Below are 15,877 nucleotides of genomic sequence, written 5' to 3'. Positions count from 1 at the left end.
TACAATGATCCGTCGCCCCCTCATCGGTCGGGCGCACACGACAGCACACGAGAAGCAACAAGGGGATGATCCATGGCGGGCAGCGCACGGCAGTTCAACGTCGCGCTCGAGCCGACCGTGGATCCGGCCACCAGCGAGGAGGAGTTCTCCCGCCAGGACGACGCGGTCGCCCCCGCCCCCGCCACATGGCCCACCACGCACCACCGCCCGGACGTCGTCGTCCGCAAGGGCCTCGCCACGCTGGTGAACCGCGAGCTCACGCCCCACCAGGCGCTCGTGACCGACCTCCTCTTCATCCGGGACGCGCTGCTCGCGACCGGCATCGACTTCTGGCTCATCCGCGGCAACGACGAGCGCCCGGTCATCGCCATCGACGTCCAGAACCGCGACACCGTCGTGCGCGCCCTCGTCGCCGCCTGCGCCGACGAGCCGCTCTACGCGAAGACCGTCGACGGGCGCCGCCGCCCGCCGCTGCTCGTCGCCGACGGCCGCCTCACCGACAACCCCGACGCCGGCATCTTCCGCCTCTATCGCCCGCGGATCGAGCCGGACGGCCTCCTCGCGTACGGCGCCTCCACCGCGGTCGAGCTGCAGTTCTTCCGCTTCGAGGGCGAGACCATCGTCTGGCCGGTCGAGAACTCGCTCACCCGCGAGATCCTCCCGGCGAACGAGGTCGTGCCCGCCACGGTCGAGATGTACGGCCACGAGTGGAAGACGCTCCGCGGCATGTTCGACGCGCAGGCGTCCGACATCACGTTCGACATCGACATGGTCTTCTCCTGGGTCGACGGCAACGACCCCGAGTTCCAGAAGCGCCGCGCCGAGCGCATGAAGGACGTCGTGGTCGGCGAGGGCGACGACTCCGAGGCGCGCTTCCGCCAGATCGACGAGCTCAAGTACGCCCTGCGCTCCGTCTACCTCTTCGCGCCCTGGGTGCGCCGGATCTTCATCGTCACCGACTCCCCGCGGCCGGCCTGGCTCGCCGACCACCCCGGCGTCACGTTCGTGCGCAGCGAGGAGTTCTTCACGGATCCCGCCGCCCTGCCCACGCACAACTCGCAGGCCGTCGAGTCGCAGCTCCAGCACATCCCGGGGCTCAGCGAGCACTTCCTGTACTCGAACGACGACATGTTCTTCGGCCGCCCCGTGCAGCCCGGCATGTTCTTCTCGCCCGGCGGGATCACGAAGTTCATCGAGGCGTCCACGCGCATCGGCCTGGGCGACAACGACTCCGACCGCAGCGGCTTCGAGAACTCCGCGCGCGTCAACCGGCGCCTCCTCATGGACCGCTTCGGCCGCCTCATCACGCGGCACCTCGAGCACGCGGCCACGCCGCTGCGCAAGAGCGTGCTGCTCGAGCTCGAGCAGGAGTTCGCCGAGGACTTCCACCGCACGCAGCTCAGCCGCTTCCGGTCGAGCACCGACATCTCCGTCACGAACTCGCTGTACCACTACTACGCCCAGATGACGGCGCGCGCGGTGCAGCAGGAGAGCGCCAAGGTCACGTACGTCGACACCACGTCCCGCGCCGGTCTCGACCTCCTGCCGGGCCTCCTCAAGCGCCGCTCGCAGGACTTCTTCTGCCTCAACGACGGCTCCTTCCCCGAGGTCCCCGCCGACGAGCGGCAGGAGCGCGTGCAGGACTTCCTCGAGCGCTACTACGGCATCCCGGCGCCCTGGGAGGCGGAGGTCGCCGACGCGTCCGCGTCCGCGGACGCCGCGCCCGCCTCCCCGGCGGAGTGAGCCGCGCGGGCAGCCCCGCCGACCGCACCCCGTACGAGGTGCTGGGCGTGGATCCCGCGGCCGGCACCGCGGACCTCCGCGCCGCGTACCGCCGGCTCGTCCGCGCCACCCACCCGGACACGGGCGGGGAGGCGCACCTCTTCCACGCCGTGCAGCGCGCGTGGGAGCTCGTCGGGGATCCCGCCGACCGCGCCGCGTACGACCGCGGGCAGGGGCGCGCCTCGGCGTCCGACGACGACCCGCTCGGCCCGGACGACGCGGGGTACGCGCCCGCGCCCGGATCCGGCACGCGCCTCGGCGCGACCGTGCACGGCGTCGCCGGCGCCCTCGCCCGCGCCCACTATCTGGCCCGTGTCGCCGAGTGGCAGGGCGTCGCGCCCGGTGCCGACCTCGGCGTGGATCCCTGGTCGCCCGAGCTCGTGCGCCGCGCGCCCCGGGACGTCCGCTGGCTCCTCGCGAAGGCCCTCGCCGAGGAGGCGACCGCGCGCGCCGCGGCGTCCCTCGGGATGGGCGCGACGATCTTCCACGACGTCCGTCCGCTCGCCGGCGACGGCAAGGTCGACCACGTCGTCCTCGCGCCCGCGGGCCTGTTCGCGCTCAGCTCCGAGGACTGGGGCGCCGCGGTGCAGCTGGTGCGCGGGGAGCTGCAGCCCGTCGCGGCGGATCCGGACGGCGCCTTCGCCCCCGGCGACGCGCCCGTCACGTGGCTCGTCGGCGCCGCCCGGTCGCTCGCGGCGTCCGCGGGCGTGCGGTTCGCGGCCGCGGTGGTCGTCGTGCCGGACGACGCGCTCGCGCAGCCCGTCGAGCGGGTGGAGCGCGGCCGCAACCGGGGCGCGCTCGTCGTCCGCCGGTCGGTGCTGCCGCTCGTGCTGCGCGACGGCGTCTCGGAGGAGGGCCGGCTCAGCGTGGCGGATCCCTACGCCGTGCGGGCGCTCCTCCGCGAGCGGCTGACGCTGCTCGGGCCGTCCGCGGGCTGACGCCCGCCTCGTCGCGGGTCAGGCGGGCAGGTCGGTCGGCGCGTCCTCCGCGCCCGACGCGGTGTCGGCCGCATCCTCGTCGGCCGCGACCGAGTCGCCGCCGCTCGAGAGGCCGCCGTCGCCCGGGGCCTCCTCGTCGTCGAGGTGCCGGACGGCCTCGCCGTCGGGGACGATGCCGCCGGTGCTCGAGTCGGGGTCCCCCTCGCCGGGCATGCCCTGCGTGACGCCGGGGGCGCCCTGGACGGTGGACAGGGGATCGATGTCGGAGTCGCTCATGCGTCGACCGTACGCCGGAGCCCCGCGCGCGTCAGGGCGGGCGGGGCTCCGGGGTCCGTGCGGACGGGGGTCAGTCGATGCGCTTGAGGCTCTCGAGCCGGCCGAGCAGGTCGCGGTCCTGCGCGTCGAGGTCGCCCTCGGCGGCGACGACGCGGATGGCGGCCTCGAAGTCGAGGTCCTGGTCGTCGGCGACGCCGGCGACGTCGGCCACGACCCAGAGGAAGCTCACGAGCTCGGGGAGGATCTCGGACAGCACGGCGTCCGGGAAGATCGCCGCGGCCTGGCGGAACAGGCGGTCGGTGGCCGGGCCGCCGAACGCGTGGTCGAGGTCGGCGACGATGCCGTCGTCCTCGTCGAGGTCGGTCGAGATCCAGTTGGCGACGTGCTCGCCGTCGAGGTGGATCGCCGAGATGAAGAGCGGCTCGCCGCCGGACTCGCTCTCGACGATCTCGGTGATCGTGTAGCCGGCGACGCCGGGAGGCGTGAGAAGGGAGTCGTCATCCATGCGCCAATGCTAGCCGTGCGGAGGTCCCCGTCGAGGCCGGATCCGCGTCCCGACGGCGCGGGATCGCCCGGCCGCCGCGGGTAGCCTCGTGAGGTGATCCCCGCCGTCGACCTCCTGCCCGCCGAGCGGGCCGACGCGTCGACGGCCGCGGAGGAGCGGCCCCGCGCGGCGGTCCTCGACCCGTCCGCCTGGCGCGACCGCGCCGACCGGCACGCCGCCCGGGCCGACGCGTTCTCCGCCGGCTTCCGCGAGCGCCGCCTGGCCGGCCGCACCCACGAGGTCGACGACTTCCTCTTCACCTACTACCCGCACAAGCCCTCGCTCCTGCGCCGCTGGCACCCGGGCGCGGGCGTCGTGCTCGCGGACGGCGCGGGCGAGGAGCGGTCCGCCTGGCGCTGGTACGTCGGCGACGCGGAGCGCGCGGCCGACGGCGTGCGCGTGGACGCCGGCGCGTACCTCGCGGCCCGCGGGTCCACGGCGTCGTTCGTCGAGCGGATCCTCTCCCGTACCGCCGCCCGCCCCGGCCGCTTCTCCTGCTTCGGCCTGCACGAGTGGGCGATGGTCTACCGCGTCGCCCCCGGCGAGCAGCGGCACGAGCGGCTGCCGCTCCGGCTCGGCTCGGCCGCGACCGACGAGGTCGTGGAGGGGCACAAGCTGGCCTGCACCCACATCGACGCGTTCCGCTTCTTCACGCCCGAGGCCGTGCCGAGGAACGCCCTTTCGCCCACCCGCGAGACGCAGCCGGACCTCGAGCAGCCCGGCTGCCTGCACGCGGGCATGGACGTCTACAAGTGGGCGACGAAGCTCGGCCCGCTGGTCCCCGGCGAGCTGCTCCTCGACGCGTTCGAGCTGGCCCGCGACATCCGCTCGCTCGACATGCGCGCGAGCCCGTACGACGTCTCCGGGCTCGGCCTCGAGGCCGTGCGGATCGAGGAGCCTTCGGGCAAGGCCAGGTACGCGGCCGAGCAGCGGGGATTCGCGGAGCGGTCGAACGCGCTGCGGGCGCGGATCCTCGACGAGCTCGCGCACGCGCGCCGCGTGGCCGCCGCCGGCCTCTAGCGCGACACCGCGGCGTGGCGCGGCCGACGTCGCGACCGCCGGCGGTCAGCGTCCGCGCACGCCCTCGGGGTCGCGCAGCCGCTCGATCTCGCGCCGGTCGCGCTTCGTCGGACGCCCCGCGCCGCGATCGCGCACGACGGTCGCGGGCGCCGCGTCGCGCGCCGGGGGCGGGGGAGTGAGGTCGGTCATCGCCTCCGCGGCGACGGCGGGACCCACGCGCTTCACGAGCGTGCGGCGCACCACGAGGATCCGCTCGGCGCCCGCGACCCGCACGCGCACCTCGTCGCCCGGCCGCACCGACTGCGACGCCTTGACGCGCTCGTCGGCGACCCGCACGTGCCCGGCGCGGCACGCGGCCGTCGCCTGCGACCGGGTCTTGTAGACGCGCACGGCCCACAGCCAGCTGTCGACGCGGACGGCCGCCTGCCCGGCGGGGGCGGGGGGCAGAACGTCGTCGAGGGGCATCCTCCGACCCTAGGCGACGGCTCCCCGGTACGCTGGCCCGAGCATGTCGATCACCCGCCGCACACTCCTCACCGCGTCCGTGTCGGGGCTCTCGCTCCTCGGCCTCGCGGCGTGCACGCGGACGACGCCCGCCCCGGCCACCCCCACGGCGACGCCGTCCGCGATGCCGACGCCCGTGCCCACGGCGGGTGCCACGGGCCTCCCGGACCCGGTCGCCTTCGCGCGCTCCGACTGGGCGGGCGACCCCTTCGCCCGCGGGTCCGGCAGCTACCTCCGCCCGGGCGCCACGCGCGCCGACCGCGAGGCCCTCGCGCGTCCCGTCGACGACCGCGTGTTCTTCGCCGGCGAGGCCACGAGCGCGGACCGCCCCGGCACGGTCGCGGGCGCCTACGCGTCCGGCCTGCGCGCGGCGGACGAGGTGGACCGGGCAGGCGCCGGCACCGAGCGCGTCGCCGTCATCGGCGCCGGCATCGCGGGCACCGCCGCGGCCCGCGCCCTCCGCGACGCCGGCCACGACGTCGTGCTCGTCGAGGCGCGCGCGGAGCTCGGCGGCCGGATCCGCGCCGCCGGCGGCACGGAGAGCCCCGACTGGCCGCACCCCGCCGAGGTCGGCGCGCTCTGGCTCGCCGCCGACGACGACCACGTGCTCCGCGACGCCGTCGAGGCCGCGGGCATCTCCCGGTACGGCCTCGCGCTCATCGCCGAGCACCGCGGCCCCGACGGGCAGGTGCGGGATCCGTCCACCGCGGGATCCGACGCCCTCGCCGCCGCGCGCGCCCACGCCCTCGCCCAGCCGGGCGCGATCAGCCTCGCCGCCGCCCTGCGCGACACCGGCGGCGACGACCTCGACGCGGCCGGCGGAGCGGCCTCGCCCGCCGCCGACCTCGCCGCGCTGCTCGCGACCGACGTCGCCATCGCCCACGGCGCCGCCCCGGACGAGATCTCCGCCGCGCACGGCCTCGACGAGCCGGCGCCCGTCGGCAACGTCGCCGTCACGGGCGGCTTCGCCGGCCTCGTGCAGCACCTGCTGCGCGACCAGGACATCGACGTGCTGCGCGAGGCGACGGTCTCGCGCATCGCGTACGGCGAGGGGCGGGTGGGGCTGCGCCTCGGATCCGGCGAGTCGCTCTCGGTCGACCGCGTCGTCGTCACGGTGCCGCTCGGGGTGCTGCAGGAGGGCGCGATCGCGTTCGACCCGGCGCTCCCGGCCGCGCACGACCAGGCGATCCGGGCGCTCGGCCCCGGCCGCGCGGACCGCGTCTGGCTCCGCTTCGCCGCGCCGTTCTGGTCGACGACCGCCACCGTGTGGACCTCGCACGACGCCGACGGCAGCATCACGCGCTGGTACAACCTGATGCCCATCTCGGGCGAGCCCGTCCTCATGGCCGAGGTCGGCGCCCTCGCAGCCGAGCGCGTCGCGGCCATGGACGACCAGGAGCTGCGCGCGGCGGCGCTCCGCACGCTCCTGCCCTTCGCGGATCCGGACCTCGTCGGCCCGGCGACGCCCGCCCCGACGGACGGACCGGGCGGGACGGCGACGCCGAGCCCGACCCCGACGCCCTAGCGCTCGGAGCGGGCAGCGGCCCGGCGGGGCGCGACGGGCGCGTCCTCCGCGGGATCCGGCATGGCCGGCGGCGGCGCGGATCCGGTCGAGCCCACGGTGTCGTCCGCAGCCGCCACCGGCGACGCGTCCTCCCGCGCCCGCGGCGGCGCATCCGCCGGCCGCACGCGGCTCAGCCCCACGACGAGCGCCGTCACGCCCGCCAGCACGCCCGCGACGAGCGCCAGCCACGCGGCGATCTCGAAGGGCACGCCCACCTGCGCGGGGTCGAGGAAGAAGTACGGGTACCAGCCGACGCGCGGCCCGCGGATCTCCGTGAAGGCGCACCACGCGAGGGGGAACGGCATCGCCCAGCCGACGGCCTTCCAGGTCACGCGCGGGCGACCGGGCGCGAGGGTCCAGTCGAGGAGCGCGTACGCCGGGATCACGAAGTGCAGCAGCCGGCTCGACCACGGCACCTCCACGTAGTACGCCTGCGCGCTCGACTCCAGCACGATGAGCCCGAAGACCACGCCGGACACCACCACGTAGCTGAGGACGACGGCGCGCACGGCCGCCATCAGCCGCGGCTCGACGCCCCCGCGGAGCGCGTGGAGGCCCGACGCGGTGAGCACGACGACCCCCGCCATCCCGCTCTGCGTGGTGAAGTAGCTGAACCAGTTCTCCGCGGCGAATGTCGTGAAACCCTGCACGTAGTCGAAGTCCGCGGCGAGGGCGACGACCCCGACGAGCGCGGCGACCAGGCGCACGGCACCGAGGATCCTCTGCACAGCACTCCGATCGCGGCCGACTCCCGGCATCCCCGTCGCGTCCAGTCTACGAACGAGGTCTCACGATCGCCTCCGTGCCCTCGCGCGTCGCGGGCGGGGACGGCAGGATGACCGCCATGAGCCCTTCATCGCGATCCACCAGCCAGCGGGTGCAGTTCGCCTCCTTCGGGGGCGTCGACGTCCTCGAGGTCGTCGACGTCCCGCGGCCGACGCCCGGCCCCGGCGAGGTGCTCGTCGAGGTCTTCGCGGCGGGCATCAACCACATCGAGGCGTACATCCGGCAGGGCCGCTTCCCGGACGAGGTGCCGACGGCCTTCCCGAACGGCCAGGGCAGCGACTTCGCGGGTTGCGTCGCCGCGGTCGGCGAGGGCGTCACGCGCTTCCGCAAGGGACAGGACGTCCTCGGCCACACGGTCATGGCCGCCCACGCGACGCACGTGGTCGTGCCCGCGGGCAACGTCGTCCCGAAGCCCGCGCAGCTCCCGTGGGAGGTCGCGGGCGGCCTCTTCCTCGCGGGCCTCGTCGCGCACGACGTCCTGCACGCGGTCACGGTGGGCGAGGGCGACACCCTCGTCGTGTCCGCCGCGGCCGGCGGGGTCGGCAGCATCGAGGCCCAGCTGGCGATGCGCCGTGGCGCCCGCGTCATCGGCACGTGCGGCGAGCGCAACTTCGACTACCTGCGCCAGATCGGCGTCACCCCGGTCGTCTACGGGGACGGCCTCGCCGACCGGATCCGGAAGGCCGCCCCGAACGGCGTGCAGGCCTTCGTCGACAACTTCGGCGGCGGCGAGCAGGTGGCCGAGGAGCTGGGCGTCACGGCGAAGCGCTTCAGCTCGAGCGACGACCGGAAGCACCTCGAGCTCGAGGCCGTGCTGCCGCCCGTGGACGAGGACGACGTGCACCGCTCCCGGACCCTCGCCACGGTCGCGGAGCTCGCGGCCAAGCGCGAGGTCGACGTGCTCGTGTCCGGCTTCTACCCGCTCGCCCAGGTGCAGGAGGCGTTCGACGACCTGGAGCGCCGGCACGCGCGCGGCAAGATCGTGCTGGGCATGCGCCCCGTGCACTACCCGGGCGACCGGCGCAGCACGGCGAAGGCCCGCGACGTCGCCGACGGCCGGGCCTGACGCCGGCGGCGTCCGGGGACGCGATGCCCGCGCCCCGCGGATCGGCGGCGTCAGGTGCGGAGGACCTCGGCGGGCTCCGGCTCGGCCGGAGTCTCGATGTGCGCCTCGCGCCAGCGGAGCAGGTCGCGCACGGCCGGCGACTCGTCGCACTCGAGCATCACGACGGCCGCGCGCGGCGTCGCGTCGTTGATCGCGAGCCAGGAGCGCACGCGCTCGGAGGTGTCGCCCACGAGCATCGTGAGCACGGTCGCGGGCGCGGCGGAGTTCCGGGCGAGGCAGGCGCGCACGCCCTCGTCGGGATCGCGCGCGAGCGCCTGCTGCACGTCGAGCGGCGCGTGCCGGCTGCTGGCGACGCTCTCGCGCACCTTGGGGTCGCGGTGCTCGGCCAGCAGGCGCAGCCGGCGGATCTTGCTGGGCGTGATCTCGGGCGCGGGATGCAGGGCCGCGGCCTGCTCCGCGGTGAGGACGGCGGGCGCGGTCCGGTGCAGGGCCTCGAGCTGCGCGGCGGTGGTGAACCTGATGCACGACATCCCCCGACGCTACCGAAGGCGACCGTGAGATGGTGGATCGCATGAGCGCCGATCGCCCGCCCGAGCTCCCGCGCGGTGCGCATCGCGACAGCGGCGACGCCTGGGTCGAGGGCCCCGACGGGCAGCGCTTCTGGGGCGCGTTCGGCGCCGCGGGCCTCCTCGTGCACGACCCCGACCGCGGCGTCCTCCTGCAGCACCGCGTGGCGTGGAGCCACCACGGCGGCACGTGGGGCCTCCCGGGCGGGGCGCGTCACGCGGGCGAGTCGGCCGTCGACGGCGCCGCGCGCGAGTCGGCGGAGGAGGCGGGGGTGCCGCCCGCCGGGATCCGGCCGGTCCTCGCCACCGTGCTCGACCTCGGCTTCTGGAGCTACGCCACCGTCACGGCGCGCGTCCTCCGCCCCTTCGAGCCGCGCGTCGCCGACGCCGAGAGCATCGAGCTGCGCTGGGTGCCGGTCGACGAGGTCGACGCGCTGCCGCTGCACCCGGGCTTCGGCCGGTCGTGGCCCATGCTGCGCGCGGAGCTCGCGCGCGACGTGACCCTGGTGGTCGACACCGCGAACCTGCTCGGCTCCCGGCCGGACGGCTGGTGGCGCGACCGCGCCGGATCCACGACCCGCCTCCTCGCCGAGCTCGACGCCCTGGCGCGCGACGGGCTGCCCGCCGCCGACCTGGGTCTCCCGGGCGACGTGCGCTGGCCGGACGTCGTGGCCGTCGTCGAGGGCGCCGCGCGCGACGCGGTGCTCCCCCCGGCGCCCGCGACGGATCCGGCGCTGCCCGTCCTCCGCGCCCCCGGGCTGACCGTGGCGCCGGCCCCCGCGGACGGCGACGGCGAGATCGTGCGGATCGTCGCCGCGGCGCGCGACGCCGGCCGGGAGGTCGTGGTGGTCACGGCCGACCGCGGGCTGGTCGCGCGCGTCGAGGAGCTCGGTGCCCGCGTGCTCGGCCCCGGCCGGATCCGCGCGCTCCTCGACGCGCGCGCGGATCGCGACGCGGGCTAGGCCGGAGGGGTCGCGCCCGCCCCCGCGGGCATCGCCGCGCTCAGGGCCTCGACGATCCCCGCGCGCCACAGCCCGTGCAGCGCCGCGGCGGTCGGCCGGTCCCGCGCCGCGAGCACGCCGCCGGACTCGGGGAAGAGCGCGTCGTCCCCGTCCGCGTCGAGGACCACGCCGCCCGCCTCCCGCACGATCAGCGTCGCCGCGAGGTGGTCGACCGGCCCGAAGGACCCGATCACGGCCCCCGCGCCGTGCCCGAGCGCGATCCCGGCGACCGTGAGGGTGCCGGATCCCATGATCCGCAGCGTGCACCACCGGGCCGCGAGCGCGTCGAGGAGCGGCAGCATCCCCGGCCAGGGCGCGTGCCCGGCGAGCTCGGTGCTCACCATCCGGCCGCGCAGGGGATCCGCGGCGGGGGCGGCGACGCCGTGCGGGGTCGCCGCGAGGTCGAGCCGGCGGCCGTCGGACCACGCGCCCTCCCCGGCGGCGGCCTCGACCAGGGTGCCGCGCCAGGGATCCGCCACGACGCCGACGACGGGCGCGCCGTCCACCACGAGCGCGAGCGAGAAGCTCGTCCACGGCACGCCGTTCGCGAGGTTCGCGGTGCCGTCCACGGGGTCGAGGTACCAGCACGGGCGCCCGGGCACGGCCTCGCCGCCGTACTCCTCGCCGACCAGCACGTGGTGCGGGAACTGGGCCCCGATGACGGCGCGCACGTCGCGCTCGACGGCGCGGTCGATCTCGGTCACGTGGTCCGCGGGGTTCGCCTTCGTCGCCACGTCGCCCACCGCGTGCGAACGGACCCGGTGCACGGCCCATCCGGCGAGCTCGCGCGCGACGGACCGCGCGCGCGTGCGCTCGGCGGCCGGGGCGGTCGCGGCGGCGTCGGCGGCGGCGACGTCCGCGGCCCGGCGCGCCAGCACGTCGAGGAGGAGCGGCAGCTGGTTCGTCGTGATCGCGTCGACGCCGATCGACGCGAGCCACGCCATCTGCGCGGGCTCGTCGACGGTCCACGCCGCGACGCGGGCACCGTGCGCGTGCACGGCCTCGACGAGCGCGGGACCCACGACGAGGTGCGGCAGGTTGACCACCGCGGGCCGCAGCTCGGCGAGGTCGTCGGCGGTCGGCGGCACGGCGTCGGCCCAGGGGAGCCAGATCACGGCGTCGGGGTCGAGCGCCCGGATCGCCCGCATGCCGTCGAGGTGCCCGCACCAGGCGACGCGCGGGGTGCGCGGCGCGGCGGCGACGACCGCGTGGGCGGCGGCGGCCGGATCCCCGGACGCCATGTCGATCACGAGCTCGGCGCCCGTGGCGGCCAGGAGGTCGAGCGCCTCGGCCAGGAGCGGGATCCGCAGGTCGCCGCCGCCGAGGGCGCGCACCTCGGCGAGGTCGAGGTCGGCGACGCGCGCGTCCAGGCCCCAGAGGCGCGCGAGCGTGTCGTCGTGGAGGAGCACCACCTGGCCGTCGCGCGTGACGCGCGCGTCGACCTCGACGGCCGCGGCGCCGGCCTCGGCGGCCGAGCGGAGGGCCGCGAGCGTGTTCTCGCGCTGCCGGGAGGAGTCGCCGCGGTGGGCGGTCGCGGCGGTCATCGCGTCGCGCCCGTCGTCACGGCCGGAGCAGGAGCAGCGTCGGCAGCGGAGGCCGGGGCGGCAGCGGCCGCGGACGCGTGACGCGGCCCGTCGTCCGCGAGCATCCCGTCGCGGTAGTGCCGCACGTCGCGGAGCGTGACGGTGCCGCCGTCGCCGACCGCGGGGGCGGATCCGGTGACGAGCGCGCGCACCTCCACGCCGCCCGCGTCGAGCACGAGCTCCTGGAAGTGGCCGTGCGGCAGCACGCGGCGGACGACCACCGAGGTCGCGTCGACCTCGGGGCGGGATCCGCGCGGCGCGAAGGCCACGTCCTCGGGGCGCACGGCCCAGACGTCCCGGTCGGCCGAGGTCGGCGCGAACGCCGCGGGCGCGCCCCCGACGAGCGTCTCCGGCGTCGTGCCGGGCAGCCGCGGCGACGGCAGCAGGTTCATGCTGCCGATGAACGACGCGACCACGAGCGTCCGCGGCCGGGCGTAGAGCTCCGTGGGCGCGGACACCTGCTCGATGCGGCCCCGGTCCATCACGGCGACGCGGTCGGAGATCGCGAGCGCCTCGTCCTGGTCGTGCGTGACCATGAGGGTCGTGATCCCCAGCCGCTGCTGGATGTCGCGGATCTCCTCCCGCACCTTCACCCGCAGCTTCGCGTCGAGGTTCGACAGCGGCTCGTCGAGGAGCAGCAGGTCGGGCTCCTGCACGATGGCGCGCGCGAGGGCGGCGCGCTGCTGCTCCCCGCCCGAGATGTGCGCGGGGCGCGAGTGCGCGTGGTGGGCGAGGTTGACGGTCTCGAGCGCGGCCATCACCCGGCGGGCGACCTCGTCCTTCGGCAGCCGCCGCAGCGTGAGCGGGAAGGCCACATTCTTGAAGACCGTGAGGTGCGGCCAGAGCGCGTAGGCCTGGAACACCATCGCGCTCGGTCGCCGGTCGGGTCCCGCGTCGGTGACGTCCCGGCCGCCGATGACCACGGATCCGCGGTCGGGCGCGAGGAAGCCCGCGATCATCCGCAGCGTGGTGGTCTTGCCGCAGCCGGAGGGGCCGAGCAGCGCGACGAGCTCGCCGCGGGCGACGTCGAGGTGGAGGTCGTCGACGATGGTGCGGCCGCCGAGGTCCTTGGAGAGCCCGGCGACGGCGAGTCCCGAGGGAGCGGGGGACGCCGGGGCGTCGGTGATCGTGGGGGAGGGAGCGGGAGCGGTCATGGCCGGCCTAACGGATCTGGAAGCCCTCGGCCAGACGCCCGCCCATGATGTGGCGGCGGGCGAGCAGGAGGAGGGCGACGGAGGGGACGGAGAGGAGGATCGCGAAGACGGCCGCGACCTGCTTCGGGTGGTTGAGGACGAGGGAGTACATCTCGGTCGGCATCGTCATGTAGACGGGCGCGCCCACCAGGTACGTGCCCTGCGCCTCGTCGAACGCGGCGAGGAACGACATGAGGACCGCCACGAGGATCCCGGGCAGCGCGAGCGGCAGGGTCACGTGCAGGAACGTGCGCACCCGGCCCGCGCCCGCGTCGCGCGCGGCCTCCTCGAGGGCGCGCGGCACGGCGCTGAACGCGGCGGCGGGGATCCAGGTCATGAAGACGACCGTGCCGATGAGCTGCACGATCACGATGCCCGCGACGGTGTTCATGAGGTGCAGCCCGTAGAACAGCGACGCCATCGACACGAAGAGCCCCATCTTGGGGAACGCGTTCGTGGCGAACAGGCCCACCAGGAGGATCCGCCGGCCGGGGAACGAGAACCGGGAGAACGCGTAGGCCGCCGGGAGGCACACGACCGCGGAGACGAGCACGGTGATGGGCGCGAAGTACAGCGAGTTGCGCACGGCCGCGGCGAGCTGCGGGTCCTCGAAGACGACCGCCCACCAGCGCAGCGTGAGGCCCGCGGGGACGAGGCTCGGGTAGTCCCAGTCCGTGGCGAACGCGTGCACCGCGAGCCACAGGAGCGGACCGAGGATGAACACCGCGACGACCGCGAACAGCGCGGCCTGGACCCACCCGCGGGCGGAGAGGAGCGCGCGCATCAGACCCGGCCCTCCGCCTTCGCCGAGCGGAAGTTCGCCCGGACGTAGAGGAACGCGATGCCCGACGCGAGCACGAACACCACGACGGCCATCACGATCGACTGCTGCGGGTGGTTGAAGCCCGTGAAGTACTTGGAGATGTCGACGCCGAGCATGCTGGGCGCGTTCGGGCCGGTGAAGTACGGCACCGTGAACGAGCCGAGCACGCCGATCGCCGTGAACGTCGTCGCGATCACGAGCGGGATCGCGGCGAGCGGCACCAGCACGCGCGTGACGATCGCCCAGGTCGATGCACCGGCGTCGCGGGCCGCCTCGATCATGGCGTCGGGGATGCCCTGCACGCCCGAGGTCGCCATGAGCGTCGCGAACGGCAGGCTCGTCCAGACGGATCCGATGACCACCGCGACCGTCGTGTAGCCCCACGTCGGCCCGTCGAGCCCGAGGAGCGCGAACACCGTGCGGACGAACCCGTCGCCCGAGTAGAAGGTGAGGATCGCCCACGACGCGATGACGACGGGGATGAACAGCGGCACGATCGCGAGGCCCGCGAACAGCGACGCGAGCCGGCCGCCGCGCAGGCGCAGGTTGAGCGCGATCGCGAGCGACAGGGCGATCACGATGGCCGTGGAGAGGACGGTGACGAGCACCGTGACGCCGAGGTCCCGGAGGAAGCGCGGGTCGGTGAACACGTCGACGTAGGCGTCGAGCGTGCCCCACCAGCTCGTGGCGGTGCGGGTGCCGAGGCCGATGGACGCGATGGTGCTGTTGAGCCCGCCCGTGTGGCCGAGGCTGAAGCCGATGGCGAGCACGACGGGGATCCCGACGAACACGGCGAGCAGCAGCGCGGGCGGAAGCGCGAGCGCGAGGCCCACGCCGGCGCGGCGGGTCTCGGGGGAGATCCGCCGCGCGCGCACGGCCGGCGCGGCGGGGGCCGCGGTCCGGACGGCCGTCACTGGCCGGGCACCTTCCGGTCCCAGAGGTTCGCCATGTCCGACGCCATCTGGCTGTAGTACCCGGGACGGAGCGTCGACGGGTCGGCCGAGGCGAACTGGGCCTTGAGGTCGTCGGGCACCTGGTCGAGCGAGATGACGGGGTAGCCCGCGATGGTGCTCGCGATGACCGCCTGGCCCTCCGCGGAGAGCACGTAGTCGGCGAGCTCCTGCGCGACGTCCGCGTGCTCGGCCGTCTTCGGGATGCCGAGGAAGGACGCGTGGCCCGTGAAGGCCGGGTCGGAGATCTGCGCGTACGCGATGGTCGACGGCAGCGTGCCCGCCTTCTGCGCGGTGATGACCTGGTCGCTCCAGACCGGCGCCATCTCGATGGCGCCCGTGCCGAGCAGGTCGAGCACCTGGTTGTTGCCGTTGGGGTAGACGCCGCCCTGGTACATGGAGGCGTCGAGGCTCTTCAGCTGGTCGAAGCCGGCGTCCCACGCGCCCTCGAGCGACGGGTCGTACCCGGTCGTCATCTTCTCGCGCGTGGCGTCGTCGAGGTGCGTGTCGAGGACGGTCGTGACGAAGGCCGCGCCGGATCCGCCGGTGGAGGGGGAGTTGTAGGCGAACCGGCCCGGGTGGGCCTCGATCCAGGCGAGCAGCTCCGCGAGCGTCCTCGGCGGGGTCGGCACCTTCGTGGAGTCGTAGGCGAGGAGCACGGAGGACGCGCGGTAGGGGATCCCGAAGCCGCCGCCCGACTGGACGGTCGCGTCGGGCACGGTGGCGAGGTTCGGGATCGTGTCGGCCGTGACGGGCGCGAGGAGCCCGCCGGTGCCGGCCGCCGCGGTGAAGCCCGCGTCGATCAGGTCGTAGCCGGGATCGGTCCCGCCCTGCACCGAGCTCGTGAGCGTGGCCATGGTCTGCGCGTCGTGCTCGCCGTGGAGGTCGAGCGTCGTGGTGACGCTGGCGCCGGGGTTCGCCTTCTCGAACGCGGGGATGATCCCGTCGTCCCAGAGGGCCTGGACGTTGGTGTCGCCGGAGATGAAGACGCGGGCGGTGCCCGAGGCGTCGGTCACGGCGTGGTTCTGGGCCTGGGCCTGCGTGCTCGTGGTGGGAGCGCAGCCGGCGAGCGCGACCGCGGCGGACGCGGCGGCGGCGAGGGCGAGGAGGTGACGACGGGGGATCACGGGTCGGGTGTCCTTCTGCTGGGGGAGCGATGCGGATCGCATCGTTTCGATGGTGCGGGGCGCCCGTGGCCCGGACGTGAACGGAACGTTGCGATCGCGGTCCCCGAGGGCGAACGCGCCGATCGGGCGGCGACGCGTCAATATGGTGGACGGC

The 15,877-nt window shown here is 75.4% G+C and carries 16 protein-coding genes; 6 read left to right on the top strand and 10 right to left on the bottom strand.

Annotation, left to right across the window (positions count from 1 at the left end; all coding sequences use genetic code 11):
• Window positions 1-72 precede the first annotated feature (72 nt).
• A complete protein-coding gene (locus ACT7CP_RS09985) occupies window positions 73-1,743 on the top strand; it encodes a stealth family protein (protein ID WP_445442085.1) in 1,671 nt (556 codons plus the stop codon).
• On the top strand, window positions 1,740-2,720 hold the full coding sequence (locus ACT7CP_RS09980) for a J domain-containing protein (RefSeq protein WP_445442084.1): 981 nt from the start codon (window positions 1,740-1,742) through the stop codon (window positions 2,718-2,720). The genes ACT7CP_RS09985 and ACT7CP_RS09980 overlap by 4 nt, the downstream gene beginning before the upstream one ends.
• An 18-nt stretch (window positions 2,721-2,738) precedes the next feature.
• Here ACT7CP_RS09980 and ACT7CP_RS09975 read toward each other — a convergent pair whose 3' ends face one another.
• Window positions 2,739-2,996 carry a hypothetical protein gene (locus tag ACT7CP_RS09975; protein WP_307500808.1) on the bottom strand — a complete coding sequence of 86 codons (258 nt, stop codon included), beginning with the start codon at window positions 2,994-2,996 and terminating at the stop codon, window positions 2,739-2,741.
• Window positions 2,997-3,066: 70 nt separating this feature from the next.
• Entirely contained in the window at window positions 3,067-3,501 is a 435-nt protein-coding gene (locus tag ACT7CP_RS09970) for a hypothetical protein (protein ID WP_413962680.1), read from the bottom strand.
• A gap of 93 nt (window positions 3,502-3,594) precedes the next feature.
• Here ACT7CP_RS09970 and ACT7CP_RS09965 point away from each other — a divergent pair, with 93 nt between their 5' ends.
• Window positions 3,595-4,560: a 3-methyladenine DNA glycosylase gene (locus ACT7CP_RS09965; RefSeq protein WP_445442083.1), complete on the top strand. Its 966-nt coding sequence runs from the start codon at window positions 3,595-3,597 to the stop codon at window positions 4,558-4,560.
• Window positions 4,561-4,605: 45 nt separating this feature from the next.
• Here the strand turns inward: ACT7CP_RS09965 and ACT7CP_RS09960 are convergent, their stop codons facing one another.
• Window positions 4,606-5,025: an RNA-binding S4 domain-containing protein gene (locus ACT7CP_RS09960; protein ID WP_445442082.1), complete on the bottom strand. Its 420-nt coding sequence runs from the start codon at window positions 5,023-5,025 to the stop codon at window positions 4,606-4,608.
• 43 nt (window positions 5,026-5,068) lie between these two features.
• On the opposite strand from ACT7CP_RS09960, the gene ACT7CP_RS09955 reads away from it, so the two are divergent.
• A complete protein-coding gene (locus ACT7CP_RS09955) occupies window positions 5,069-6,589 on the top strand; it encodes a flavin monoamine oxidase family protein (RefSeq protein ID WP_445442081.1) in 1,521 nt (506 codons plus the stop codon).
• On the opposite strand, the gene ACT7CP_RS09950 is transcribed toward ACT7CP_RS09955, so the two are convergent.
• Entirely contained in the window at window positions 6,586-7,356 is a 771-nt protein-coding gene (locus tag ACT7CP_RS09950; protein ID WP_445442080.1) for a Pr6Pr family membrane protein, read from the bottom strand. The genes ACT7CP_RS09955 and ACT7CP_RS09950 overlap by 4 nt on opposite strands.
• Before the next feature lie 116 nt (window positions 7,357-7,472).
• Between ACT7CP_RS09950 and ACT7CP_RS09945 the strand changes: the two genes are divergently transcribed.
• Window positions 7,473-8,480, top strand: a complete 1,008-nt coding sequence (locus ACT7CP_RS09945) for an NADP-dependent oxidoreductase (RefSeq protein WP_445442079.1) — start codon at window positions 7,473-7,475, stop codon at window positions 8,478-8,480.
• A gap of 50 nt (window positions 8,481-8,530) precedes the next feature.
• Here the strand turns inward: ACT7CP_RS09945 and ACT7CP_RS09940 are convergent, their stop codons facing one another.
• Window positions 8,531-9,010 (bottom strand): hypothetical protein, encoded by a 480-nt coding sequence (locus tag ACT7CP_RS09940; protein ID WP_413962686.1) that lies wholly within the window; start codon window positions 9,008-9,010, stop codon window positions 8,531-8,533.
• A 41-nt stretch (window positions 9,011-9,051) separates the two neighbouring features.
• Here ACT7CP_RS09940 and ACT7CP_RS09935 point away from each other — a divergent pair, with 41 nt between their 5' ends.
• Window positions 9,052-10,008 (top strand): NUDIX domain-containing protein, encoded by a 957-nt coding sequence (locus ACT7CP_RS09935; RefSeq protein WP_445442078.1) that lies wholly within the window; start codon window positions 9,052-9,054, stop codon window positions 10,006-10,008.
• Here ACT7CP_RS09935 and ACT7CP_RS09930 read toward each other — a convergent pair.
• Genes ACT7CP_RS09930 through ACT7CP_RS09910 form a run of 5 tightly spaced genes read right to left on the bottom strand, consistent with a single transcriptional unit; the run spans window position 10,005 to window position 15,765 of the window.
• Window positions 10,005-11,591 carry an inositol monophosphatase family protein gene (locus tag ACT7CP_RS09930; RefSeq protein ID WP_445442077.1) on the bottom strand — a complete coding sequence of 529 codons (1,587 nt, stop codon included), beginning with the start codon at window positions 11,589-11,591 and terminating at the stop codon, window positions 10,005-10,007. The genes ACT7CP_RS09935 and ACT7CP_RS09930 overlap by 4 nt on opposite strands.
• Complete coding sequence (locus ACT7CP_RS09925) at window positions 11,588-12,784, bottom strand: ABC transporter ATP-binding protein (RefSeq protein ID WP_445442076.1); 1,197 nt, start codon at window positions 12,782-12,784, stop codon at window positions 11,588-11,590. Before ACT7CP_RS09925 ends, ACT7CP_RS09930 begins: the two co-directional genes overlap by 4 nt.
• Window positions 12,785-12,791: 7 nt before the next feature.
• The gene (locus ACT7CP_RS09920; RefSeq protein WP_413962690.1) at window positions 12,792-13,607 is read right to left on the bottom strand and encodes an ABC transporter permease; all 816 of its coding nucleotides are present in this window, start codon (window positions 13,605-13,607) and stop codon (window positions 12,792-12,794) included.
• Window positions 13,607-14,560, bottom strand: coding sequence for an ABC transporter permease (locus ACT7CP_RS09915; protein WP_445442075.1), 954 nt, complete (start codon window positions 14,558-14,560; stop codon window positions 13,607-13,609). Before ACT7CP_RS09915 ends, ACT7CP_RS09920 begins: the two co-directional genes overlap by 1 nt.
• Complete coding sequence (locus ACT7CP_RS09910) at window positions 14,557-15,765, bottom strand: extracellular solute-binding protein (protein WP_445442074.1); 1,209 nt, start codon at window positions 15,763-15,765, stop codon at window positions 14,557-14,559. Before ACT7CP_RS09910 ends, ACT7CP_RS09915 begins: the two co-directional genes overlap by 4 nt.
• Window positions 15,766-15,877: the final 112 nt, after the last annotated feature.

The organism is Clavibacter rahimiani (genome assembly GCF_052654495.1).
Note: the sequence above shows the minus strand (reverse complement) of the source record. Positions and strands in the feature narration are given on the sequence as shown.